Source organism: Kribbella sp. NPDC026611, assembly GCF_040638345.1.
In the GTDB taxonomy this organism is placed as follows: domain Bacteria; phylum Actinomycetota; class Actinomycetes; order Propionibacteriales; family Kribbellaceae; genus Kribbella.
In genome coordinates this window covers 260,115-270,784 of the sequence record NZ_JBEZYC010000007.1, presented here as the reverse complement: position 1 = coordinate 270,784, position 10,670 = coordinate 260,115, and the positions used below count along the sequence as shown (strand labels likewise).

The 10,670-nt window shown below is 70.0% G+C and carries 9 protein-coding genes; 4 read left to right on the top strand and 5 right to left on the bottom strand.

Annotation, left to right across the window (positions count from 1 at the left end):
* Positions 1-98 precede the first annotated feature (98 nt).
* Positions 99-2,147, top strand: coding sequence for a helix-turn-helix domain-containing protein (locus tag AB0E69_RS28140; protein ID WP_360152410.1), 2,049 nt, complete (start codon positions 99-101; stop codon positions 2,145-2,147).
* A 7-nt stretch (positions 2,148-2,154) separates the two neighbouring features.
* Here AB0E69_RS28140 and AB0E69_RS28135 read toward each other — a convergent pair whose 3' ends face one another.
* Complete coding sequence (locus AB0E69_RS28135; protein WP_360153101.1) at positions 2,155-2,973, bottom strand: NAD(P)-dependent oxidoreductase; 819 nt, start codon at positions 2,971-2,973, stop codon at positions 2,155-2,157.
* Between the two features lie 41 nt (positions 2,974-3,014).
* Here AB0E69_RS28135 and AB0E69_RS28130 point away from each other — a divergent pair, with 41 nt between their 5' ends.
* Positions 3,015-4,256: a hypothetical protein gene (locus tag AB0E69_RS28130; RefSeq protein WP_360152407.1), complete on the top strand. Its 1,242-nt coding sequence runs from the start codon at positions 3,015-3,017 to the stop codon at positions 4,254-4,256.
* Positions 4,257-4,544: 288 nt separating this feature from the next.
* Here AB0E69_RS28130 and AB0E69_RS28125 read toward each other — a convergent pair whose 3' ends face one another.
* Positions 4,545-5,492 carry an electron transfer flavoprotein subunit alpha/FixB family protein gene (locus AB0E69_RS28125; protein WP_360152404.1) on the bottom strand — a complete coding sequence of 316 codons (948 nt, stop codon included), beginning with the start codon at positions 5,490-5,492 and terminating at the stop codon, positions 4,545-4,547.
* A gap of 13 nt (positions 5,493-5,505) precedes the next feature.
* Positions 5,506-6,288: an electron transfer flavoprotein subunit beta/FixA family protein gene (locus AB0E69_RS28120; RefSeq protein ID WP_360152401.1), complete on the bottom strand. Its 783-nt coding sequence runs from the start codon at positions 6,286-6,288 to the stop codon at positions 5,506-5,508.
* Between the two features lie 270 nt (positions 6,289-6,558).
* Here AB0E69_RS28120 and AB0E69_RS28115 point away from each other — a divergent pair, with 270 nt between their 5' ends.
* Complete coding sequence (locus tag AB0E69_RS28115) at positions 6,559-7,308, top strand: PRC and DUF2382 domain-containing protein (protein WP_360152398.1); 750 nt, start codon at positions 6,559-6,561, stop codon at positions 7,306-7,308.
* Between the two features lie 68 nt (positions 7,309-7,376).
* Positions 7,377-8,102, top strand: coding sequence for a class I SAM-dependent methyltransferase (locus tag AB0E69_RS28110; RefSeq protein ID WP_360152395.1), 726 nt, complete (start codon positions 7,377-7,379; stop codon positions 8,100-8,102).
* Positions 8,103-8,105: 3 nt separating this feature from the next.
* Here the strand turns inward: AB0E69_RS28110 and AB0E69_RS28105 are convergent, their stop codons facing one another.
* Positions 8,106-9,212 carry a hypothetical protein gene (locus AB0E69_RS28105; protein WP_360152392.1) on the bottom strand — a complete coding sequence of 369 codons (1,107 nt, stop codon included), beginning with the start codon at positions 9,210-9,212 and terminating at the stop codon, positions 8,106-8,108.
* Position 9,213: 1 nt separating this feature from the next.
* Positions 9,214-10,665 carry an acyltransferase gene (locus AB0E69_RS28100; RefSeq protein ID WP_360152389.1) on the bottom strand — a complete coding sequence of 484 codons (1,452 nt, stop codon included), beginning with the start codon at positions 10,663-10,665 and terminating at the stop codon, positions 9,214-9,216.
* Positions 10,666-10,670: the final 5 nt, after the last annotated feature.

Here is a 10,670-nt window from a genome sequence, read left to right as displayed (position 1 = left end):
CCGCCTAGTCCTGCTGCACCAAAATTGGTTCTGATCTTGTCCGGATGAACGATCTACGCTGAGAGCCGAACGCTTCCTCCACCCCCGGCGAGGTGCCCATGCCGAAGTACGTCGCGCAGGACGACATGCGGCACCAGCCGTCGCCACGCCCGGTCAGCCGTCCCCGAGCGAGCCTCGCCCGGGTCCTGGACGACCTGGGCGCCACCCTCCTCGAGCTGGTCCACGGCGATCCGACCGACCCGGCTGAGATCGGCGGCATCGTCATCCACGACCCGCTCGACGACCCGGTCCTCCCCCGTCACGCCCTCGTCCTGGGTGTCGGCCTCCACGACGCCCAGGACATCGCCGCCGTACTCCGCTCCCTCGGCTCCCAGCAAGCGGCGGCCCTCGTCGTCCGCTCCCCGCTCCCGACTGGCCAGGCCACACCCGAGAGCTCTGCCGCACAGGTGATCGCAGCCGCGGTGGCCGAGTCCGAAGTGGCGCTGCTGGCGCTCACGCGGGGCGCTTCGTGGGAGCAGCTGGCTGTGCTGCTGCGCTCTCTGCTGGCTGACGGGGATGTGGGCGTGGCCGAACCGGAGACGTTGGGTGGGATGCCGTCCGGCGATCTCTTCGCGCTGGCGAACGCGACCGCGGCGCTGCTCGACGCTCCGGTGACGATCGAGGACCGGAGTTCGCGGGTACTCGCGTTCTCGGGCCGGCAGGACGAAGCGGACAGGGCGCGGGTCGAGACCGTCCTCGGCCGGCAGGTCCCGCAGCGGTACTTCCGGCTGCTCACGGAGTACGGCATCTTCCGCGAGCTGTACCGGACCGATCGGCCGGTGCACGTCCCGCCGCTGCCCTCCGCCGAGGAACACTTCACGATCCCGCGGGTCGCAGTCGCCGTCCGGGCCGGCGACGAGATCCTCGGCTCGATCTGGGCCGTCGCCCGCGAACCCCTGACCGCCGAACGCTCGCAGGCCCTCTGCGACGCCGCGAAGTTGGTGGCCCTGCACATGCTCCGCATCCGCGCCGGAGCCGACGTCGAACGCCGGGTCCGGGCAGATCTGGTCAGCACCGCCCTGGAGGGCGGCCCCGCGGCGCGGGAGGCTCTGGCTCGCCTGGGCCTGGCCGACCAACCCGTAGTTGTCTTGGCTCTCGGGCTCACGGGGCCGATGGTGGATGACGCCGCCGACGCCGGGGAGTCCGTCGAGGTCGAAGGCGGGTCGGCGCTGGTCAGCCACGCGGGCATGGTCGGCGAACGCGAACGGCTGGCAGACGCGTTCGCGATGCACCTCGGCGCAGTCCACCCACGAGCAGCCGCCGCCTTGGTCGGTGACGTCGCCTACGGCCTAATCCCCGTCCGCCCCGCCCGTCCTGGTCGCCCGGGCCGTTCGGATCGCCCGGACCGCTCAGCCCGCTCCGACCTCCCGGGCCCCTCCGACCGCTCGGGCCGCTCGGATCGCTCGGGCCGCTCGGATCGCTCGGATCGCTCGGATCGCTCGGATCGCATGGACCGCTCAGACCGCTCAGACCGCTCGGATCGCTCGGATCGCTCAGGCCGCTCCGACTTCCCGGGCCGCGCGGATCGCGCGGATCGCGCGGATCGTTCGGATCGCTTGGATCGCTCGGATCGCTCGGATCGCTCGGATCGCTCGGACGGCGAGGAGCGCGCCGTACGCATCGGCAACCATTTCCTGGAGCGCATCGGCGACCGGGTCACCGCGGCCATCGGAGTCGGCCCGGTCGTCGCCGAGGCCGCCCACCTCCCCAACGCACGGGCCGGCGCCGACCGCGCGCTACGGGTACTGCGAACCACCGGCGGGTCCCAGCGCGTCGCCCGCCTGGCCGACGTACACGTGGAATCCCTCCTCCTGGAGCTCCGGGACCTCATCGAGTCCCGCGGCGACGAGCCGACCGGTCCGATCGCCCGACTGGTCACGTACGACCGCCAGCACAACACCGACCTGGTAGGCACCCTCAGAGCCTGGCTGGACGCCTTCGGCGACGTAACAGCCGCCGCCGCGGCCGTCTACGTCCACCCCAACACCTTCCGCTACCGCCTCCGCCGCCTAGCCGACGTGGGCGATCTGGACCTCGACGACCCGGAGTCCCGCTTCGCTGCGATGCTCCAGCTGCGGGTCACCGCGCCACCTCGCCGCACTCCTTAGCTGCTGCTTAGCTGCTGCGCCACGTAGAGCGGTGGTGCCAGCCGAGGACTTCGGTTGCTCTGGCTGAGCTGTAGGGCGATGCGGTGCCGGGGAGGGGGTGGCGGATGGTGGTGTTGGGGAAGTGCTCATGCAGGAGCTGTTCGGTGGGTTCCGGGCGGCCGGTGTCTTCGGCGGCGAGGACCAGGGCGGCGTAGCGGGTGGTGGGACGGGGGCTCAGGGCAAGGATGCAGGCGCGGGCGGCTTCGGACAGGTCGACGTACCCCCAGAGGTTGCGGCGGTTGTCTTCGGCGGGCACCTCGGCGATCGAGCGGCGTACCTCCTCCGGCGTGAGGATCCAGTGCAGGCGGAGGGCGGTGACCTGCATGCCTCGACGGGCGTACATCTGACCCATCCGCTCCAGGACGTCCTTGGTCAGCGCGTACGGGTCGACGTACCGCAGTTCGGTGCCCTCGTCGATCGGCACCTCCGGCACGTCGAGCTCCTCGGGCGACCACGCGGTTCCGTAGATCGATCCACTCGAGGCGAGCACCGCGGTCCGGATGCCCAGCTTCCACGCTTCTTCGAGCGCGTTGAACGTACTGATGGCATTGAGCTCGAACAGCCGAGCCGGCTCAATCCCTTCCGGACTCGCCTTGGCCGCGCAATGCACGATCGCGTCGGCCCCTTCCATCGACCGAGCAACAGCCTCCCGATCCATCAGATCAACCGGCTCAGGCCCAACCCGATCAGCCTCAACCACCTCATGCCCGGCCGCGACAAGCTGCCGACAAACCTCCACCCCAAGCTTGCCCCGCGCCCCACTCACCCAAATCCGCACCCGCCGCATGCTAGCCATCCAATGGTCCCGCCCGCTGCCACACTGCCACCATGAGCGACCCAACACCCGCAGGTCGAGGACCACACGCTGACCGCGCAACCGCGCTTACGGAGTCCCTGCGGGAGGCGGAGTCGATTCGGGAGGCGGAGTCGATTCGGGAGGCGCAGTCGATTCGGGAGGCGGAGTTGCTTCTGGAGGAGCTGTTCCTGCGGCAAGGGCTCGTCGCTGCGGAGCTCGCTGCACCGGATCGGTCCGCCTACTCTCCCCAGATCACCAGCACGTCCGTGCTTTACAACGCCGACGACCCGGCCGTCGCCCGCTCCGACGGGAGGATCGAGTACGACGACGACCTCGTCGCCGCGCCGTTCCGGCGGCACTTCGCCGGCGAGTCCGTCGCGCCGGCCGAGCTCAAGGGCGCTGCGTACTTCGTCCTCCGCGCGAACCTCGGACGCCTCACCACCGGGCAGCAATCGCCGCGCTCGACGTCCGACGCTGGTTTGCTCGCACTGCACGACGCGTACGGCGAGCTGGGCGCATTGGCGTTGGTCGACGACTTCGACGCCATGATCGGGCTCGACGCAGCTACCCTCAGCGCGGTCGACCTCCGCGCTGAATTCGATTCCTCCAGCTCACCCCTCTACGGCCACCTCTCCGCGGCGGCACCGACCGCTGAAGCGCTGGCGGGTTACGTCGCCGGACGCACCGGCCAGGCACCGTCCGAGCTGTTCATCCGCCTCAACCACCAGGACGCAGTCGGCAAACAAGAACTCCTCACCGACCTGCTCCTCGAGTCCAGCGCTCTCAACGACCTGCCCGGGCACTTGGAGGCTCTGGAATGCTCCGCCAACCCGCCCTCCGAACGGATCGCCGAGATACTTCGCACCGCCTTCCACGCCGCCGCCCGCGGCCAGGGCCCAACCGGCGCCCAACTCGTCGCCACCCTCGAAGAAACCCTCGCTGTCCTCTCCAACGAACCAGCCCGCACCGAGGCCCTCGAAGCCTTCCGGCTGGCCCACCTCCCCCCAGCCATCCCCACTGCGACGCCCAGATTCACCCCTACCGCCGCGCCAGTAACCCACCCCGGAATCAGCCCCACTTCCGGCCCGGGAACGAGCCCGGAAGCCAGCCCTGGAGCCCGCTCCGTATCGAGCCCAGGTTCCAGCGGGGACGCCGGCTTCGGGCCCGGCAGAGCGGCCGATGCCGGATCGAGCGACGGACCCACTGCCCGGACCTCCACCACACCGCGGCCACACCGCATCACCCACCGAGCCACCGCCCGCCCGCGCGAGTAGCCAGCACCGCACCGCTCCACCACCCGCCCGCGCCCCGCCGCGGCCCGCGCGAGCAGCCAGCACGGCACCGCTCCACCACTCGCCCGCCCCGCCGCGGCCCGCGCGCGCAGCGGGGCGCAGCACTGCCCCCGCCGCCACCCGCAGCGCGTCCCATCCCACCGCCGCAACACCATCCCGCCGGACCGGGCCGCTGAGAACGCCGGAGCCCGGCTCGGGAGGGGTTCCGGGCCGGGCTTCGGCGGGGTGGCCAGCCGGACCTGCGGGGTACTCAGGCGGGCTGGGGTCGGGTTAGGACTTGCGCTTGGTGACTTCTTCGGTGGCGGTCGGGAGGACCTTGTGGAGGTCTCCTACGACGCCGAAGTCGACCAGCTCGAAGATGGGGGCTTCGGGGTCCTTGTTGATGGCGACGATGGTCTTCGACGTCTGCATGCCGGCTCGGTGCTGAATGGCGCCGGAGATGCCCGCCGCCACGTACAGCTGGGGCGAGACCGTCTTGCCGGTCTGCCCGACCTGGTAGGCGTGCGGGTACCAGCCCGAGTCAACCGCGGCGCGGGAGGCGCCAACTGCAGCACCGAGCGAGTCGGCGAAGGCCTCGACCGGGCCGAAGTCGCCGCCCGTACCGCGACCGCCGGAGACGATGATGGCTGCCTCGGTGAGCTCGGGTCGGCCGGTGGCCTCGCGCGGCTTGGAGTCGGTGATGCGGGCCGTCTTCGCGGCGTCGGAGATCGTCACGTCGAACTCCTCCACCTCTGGCGACGCCTGCGCGGCCTCGGGGGTCGCGGCGTTCGGCTTGACCGTGATGATCGGCGTGCCGTGGGTGATCTTCGCCTTGACCGTGTAGTTGCCGGCGAACACCGACTGCGTGGTGACGCCGCCCTCCTGCACGTCCACCGCGTCGGTGATCAGCCCGGAGTCGAGCTTGACCGCCAGCCGGGCGGCGATCTCCTTGCCCTCGGCGTTCGACGAGATCAGGATCGCGCTCGGCTCGACCTTCGCCGCGACCTGCTGCAGCGCCTCCGCCTTCGGAGCAACGAGGTACTGCGTGAGCTCCGGGTTCGTCAGGGCGATCACCTTGGTCGCGCCGTACTGCCCGAGAGCAGGCAGGGCGTCCTGCACACCGTCGCCGATGAAGACGGCGACCGGCTCGCCGAGCCGCCGGGCGATGGTGAGAAGCTCCGCGGTGGTCTTGCGGACCGCGCCCGCGGTGTGGTCAACGAGAACCAGAACGTTCGACATATCAGCGCGCCCCTCAGAGGAACTTGTTCGTGGACAGGAACTCGACGAGCTGCGCAGCCCCGCTGCCGTCCTCGTCCGTGACGATCGTGCCGGCGGTCCGCGCCGGACGGGCGGTCACCTCGACCACCTCGGTCCACGCGCTGGCGCCACCGACCTGCTCCGGCGTGACCTCGAGGTCGGCCAGCGACCAGGTCTCGACCGGCTTCTTCTTCGCGGCCATGATGCCCTTGAACGACGGGTACCGCGGTTCGTTGGCCTGGTCGGACACCGACAGCACCAGCGGCAGCGTGCCCTCGACCGTGTCGCTCGCGGTGTCGCCGTCGCGGCGGATCCGGACGGTCTGCCCGTCGACGCTCACCTCTGAGCCGAGCGTCACGGCCGGCAGCCCGAGCCGCTCCGACACCATCGCCGGGACGACGCCCATGCCACCGTCGGTCGAGCCCATGCCGAACACGACCAGGTCGGCCTCGAGCTTGGCCAGCGCCTTGGCCAGGACCAGCGACGTCGCGACCGCGTCCGAACCGTGGATCGCGTCGTCGAGCACGTGGACACCGGCGTCGGCACCCATCTGCAGGCCCTTCTTCACCGCGTCGGCGGCCTGCTCCGGCCCGACGGTGAGGACGGTCACCTCGGCGTCACCGGCCTCCTTGACGGTCAGCGCGGTCTCGACGGCGTACTCGTCCAGCTCGGACAGCAGCCCGTCGACACCGGCCCGGTCCACCGTGTTGTCCTCCGAGCGGAAGCGGCGGTCCGCGGTGGCATCCGGCACGAACTTCGCGCAGACGACGATCTTCATAGCGTGTGGGACCCCTTCTGGTTAACGGTCTCTGCCCAGCCTGCCACGGATGTTACTCGCGAGAAACATGAGTCTCGTGCGAGGCCCGTCACACCCTCGGCGCGACCTCAGGCTATCCGGTCGTTTCCGCACCGGTCAGCGCACTGTGACCCAACCACCTCCGAACGAAAAGTAAGAGTCTGACTACGCTCCGCGTTTGCGGCTCGTCACTGCGGGTACCCGGAAGGGCGTTAGTTGCTCAGCGCAAACATCGACACGGGGTTGATAACGATGACCATGCAGGGAATCGAGCAGGTAGTGGGCGAGACGGCGTACGACGCGGCCGGTGACAAGGTCGGGTCGGTCGGCAACCTCTACACCTCCGACACCACCGGGCAGCCGGAGTGGGTGACGGTGAACACCGGACTGTTCGGCGGCAAGCAGACCTTCGTCCCGCTGGCCGGGGCGAACCTCGAGGGCGACGGTCTGCACCTGGCGCCGTCAAAGTCGAAGATCAAGGACGCACCGCGGATCGATGCCGACGGCCGGCTGTCCGAGCAGGATGCCTACAAGCTGTATCAGTACTACGGCATGGGCCTCCCGCAGACCACGGGCAAGCAGGGTAAACCGGGCAAGTCAGGCCAGGGCAGGTCCGGTGGCGATGGTTCGATGGTGCGGTCCGAGGAGCGGCTGCGGGCGGGCACCGAGACGGTCGAGTCCGGCCGGGTCAGCCTGCGGAAGTACGTCGTGACCGAGGAGCAGCAGGTCACGGTCCCGGTCAGCCACGAAGAGGTGCACGTGGTCCGCGAGCCGGTCGGGGACGGCGACCCGCGCGGTACGGCGAAGATCGGTGACGAGGAGCGCGAGGTCGTGCTGCACGAAGAGCGCCCGGTCGTCGCCAAGGAGACGGTGCCGGTCGAGCGTGTCGGCCTCGAGACCGAGACTGTGCGCGGCGAGGAGCAGGTGTCCGACACGGTGCGCAAGGAGCACGTGGAGGTCCAGGGCCTCGACGACGGAGCCGGCAAGCGTCGCAAGCACTGACGGTCCGCAGGTTGTGCCCAGGCCAATCCCGGCCTGGGCACAGCTCCGCCCGGCCCTAAGCTGGCCCGGTGACCGAGACGTTGGTGCTCACCGGTGAACGGACCGCGCCGGGGATCTGGCACGAGAACTACTGGTTTGCTCGACATGAGGCCGCCTATCAATGGGTCACGACGCAGCTGACGATCGAGGGGAAGGTCCTCGACGCCGGCTGTGGCGAGGGATACGGCGCGGAGCTGTTGCGGCTCGCCGGAGCCGACTCGGTGGTCGGACTCGACTATGAACATACGACTTTGCGACACGTCCGCCGGGCTTATCCACAGGCCAATGTGGTCCGCGGCAATCTTGTCCAGACACCCTTCGCCCAAAGGACTTTCGGCCTGCTCACCTCGATGCAGACGATCGAGCACCTCTGGGAGCAGCCGCGGTTCGTCGCCGAGTGCGCACGGATCGTGGAGCCGGGCGGGACGGTCGTGCTGAGTACGCCGAACCGCCTGACCTTCCCGAGCGGGAACTGGTACCACACCCGCGAGCTGACGGCCGCCGAGTTCGTCGAACTGGTCGAGCCGTACTTCGAGATCACGCAGGCGCTCGGCCTCCACCACGGCACGCGACTCGCGGCGTGGGAGGCGCAGTACGGCTCCTGTGTCGACGCGCAGCTGGCATCCGGGTACGACGAATGGAACGACGAGCTGGTCAAGCTGGTGAAGACCACCGGGCACGGAGACTTCGAGATCCGCCCAGACGACCTGGACGGGTCTCTCGACCTGATCCTGGTCGCGAGGCCGAGGCCCTAAGTCCTAGGGCCGGATGATCCGCTCGACGATCTTGCCGGCGATCAGGTAGACCAGCGCGGCGATACCCCAGTTCACGAGCAGGGTGTTCTTCGCCGTCTCCAGCCGGAACAGGTCCTTGAACGGGCCGACCAGGTCGTGTCCGCGCTCGAGGATCCAGCGCACGATCTCGTTGCTCTGGTTCGTCTGGTCGAGCGCGGTGAACAGCGCACCGAGCGCGAGCACCGCCGCCGCGAGCACCGCGACGAGCCAGATCAATGAGGCGATCAGGTTGCGCAGCTTGCGGACGCCGGAACCCACCGAACTCAGCGCCTGCTTGCCCCGGCCCGACCCCGACGAACTGGACATCGGTCCGCGGCCCGTGGGCGGTTTGTTGCCAGAGGCACCGGTCTTGGTCGCGGCAGCCGCGGGAACCTTGCTGACCGGCTTGGTCACCGTGGTCTCCACCGGGTCGTTGCCCGCATCCTTGCCTGCATCTTTGGAATCCTTGCCCGCGTCATCACCGGCTGGGCTCGCTGCGGCCTCCTCCGAGCCGGCCGCACCGCCGCCCGGCTTGTCCGCCGCGGCCTTCTCCCGCGCGCGCTGCTCGGCGACGATCTCCGCCGCTGTCTTCGGCCGGGTCGGCTTGGTCGCGGTCGCCGTACCCGCGCCCGTGGTGTTCGCGCCGGCGTCGGGGGTGGTCGCGTCCGGCGTGCCGGACTTGCCGGTCGTGCCGGGTGTCGCCTTGTCGTCCTGCGTACCCACGTCGTCCATCTCCTCAGCCGGGGTCGGTTCCTCGTCCGTCGCCGTCACGCTGGTCGCAGCCGGCGGTCTCCTACGCCGACTGACCGGGACCGGTCGCGGCGACAACCTGCGCCGGGCGCCCGCGAGGGGAGCCGGTGCCGCTGCCGTGCCGTCCACTGCCTGTACCTCTGGGTTCACGCTTCCGTTCACGCCCAAGTCTGGTTCGTTCGTTTCAAGCACTGGTTCCAACGTAGCGCTGCTGGGTACTACCAGCTCAGTGACGATCGGGACCGGGTCGACCGCACGCGTCCGCGCCTGCGTGATCGAGCCGTCGGCCGCAGCGTCGAGCGGCGACCGGCCGGCCGGGTCGGCCGCGGTCTGGTCAGCCACGCTACTTCTCCTCTCCGACAGTCATCCGGTCGTGGGCGTCCGACCGGACGTGGGGGCCATAGTGCCTGACTGGCGAGTAACTTGAGAACCCCTCACTGCTCTCTTTCTCACCACCAGCTTCTACCTCATCACTCACTGCACTATCCGGTACGACGCTCCGTGCAGTACTGGATACGTTGCCGGATGGAGATGCGGGCTCAGTGATCGGACGAGCCTGGTCGGCTAGACGGAAGGTGCTGATGGCCCTGGACTGGTCGAAAGACAGGTGCGCGTCATCAGCCGACGAGGAGGCGGCCGAGCCCACCGCCGCGGCGGGCTCCGCGGATGTGGTGGGCGTGGCCGGCTGCGCGGGTGCGGCGCGTGCTGCAGGCGCGGTGGGTGCGGCGCGTGCTGCAGGCGCCGTGGGCGCGGCGGATGCTGCAGGCGCCGTGGGCGCCGTGGGCGCGGCGGATGCTGCGGGCGCCGTGCGGCCTGCGGATGCGGTGGAGGCTGCGGATGCGGTTGGTGCTGCGGGTGCTGCGGGCGCTGCGGGTGTCGTGGGCGCTGCGGGCGCTGCGGGTGTCGTGGGCGCTGCGGGCGCTGCGGGCGCCGTGGGGCCTGCGAATGCGGTGGAGGCTGCGGATGCGGTTGGTGCTGCGGGCACCGCGGTTGCGGTGGAGGCTGCCGATGCGGTGGGTGCTGCGGGCGACGTGGGTGCTGCGGGCGTGGTCGGGCCTGCGGATGCGGTGGTGGCTGCGGACGCGGTGGGTGCCGTAGGCGCGGTGGGGGTGGGGAGGGTGCCGGTGTGGAGTTGGGTGGTGGTGCGGTTGTTGGCTTCGGTCAGGCCGGCCAGGTACTTGCGGCGGTCGGCGGTGGCTTCGTAGCGGGTGGTGCGGTCGGCGACGACTACCGCGGGGACGCCCGCGGCCACGGTGTACGGCGGGATGTTGCCTCGGGCAACGCTGTTGGCGCCGACGACGGCGCCGCGGCCGATCTCGGTGCCTCGGGTGACGGTGACCTTGGTGGCCAGCCAGCAGTCGGGGCCGATCCGGACCGGCGACTTGACCAGGCCCTGGTCCTTGATCGGGAGGTCGAGATCCTCGGTCTTGTGGTCGAAGTCGCAGATGTACGTCCAGTCCGCGATCAGCGTCGACGCACCGATCTCCACGTCCAGGTAGCAGTTGACCGTGACGTCGCGCGCGAACACCACCTTGTCGCCGATCCGCAGCGTCCCCTCGTGCGCCCGCAGCCGCGTCTCGTCACCGAGATGCACCCACTTGCCGAGGATGATCCGGCCGTGCCCGCGGCGCGCAACGATCTCGAGGTGCTTGCCGAGGAACACGAACCCCTCGGTGACCACCTGCGGGTGCCGCAGCTTGAACCAGGCGAACCGCCAGTACCGCTTGAGGTAGTACGGCGTCCACGCCCGGTGGCGCACCACCCAGCGCAGATTCGCCACGGACAGCAACCGCATCACCA